1 protein-coding gene is annotated in these 385 nt (G+C 70.4%); it reads right to left on the minus strand.

Annotation, left to right across the window (positions count from 1 at the left end):
- Positions 1–385 (minus strand): stage II sporulation protein M (locus I6F37_RS44640; protein WP_225155077.1); only part of this gene is annotated, 385 nt, incomplete at both ends.

Here is a 385-nt window from a genome sequence, read left to right on the forward strand (position 1 = left end):
CACTTGATCGGCGGCGCGATCGCCGAGGGCGACCAGAACGCCTCGAGGCCGGCGGCGATGAACAGCATGACGGCGGCGCCGAGGATGATGATCGCCAGGTCGCGGCCCTGGGCGCGCAGGGAGCCGAGGCGGGTGCGGCCGCCGGTGTCGACGAGCGCGTAGCCCATCTGCAGGCCGGCGCCGCCGGCGATGGCGATCGCGGTCAGCTCGAAGGCACCATGGCCTGCGACGAAGCGCCAGAACGGATCACCATGGCCGATGTGCTGCAGGTGGCCCGCCACCGAACCGATGATCACGCCGTTGAACAGCAGCACCAGCAGCGTGCCCAGGCCGGCCAGCAGGCCGCTGGCGAAGGTACGCAGGGCGATGCTGATGTTGTTGAGGA

Origin of the sequence: Bradyrhizobium sp. NBAIM08 (assembly GCF_020193935.1) — a bacterium.
Classification (GTDB): Bacteria; Pseudomonadota; Alphaproteobacteria; order Rhizobiales; family Xanthobacteraceae; genus Bradyrhizobium; species Bradyrhizobium yuanmingense.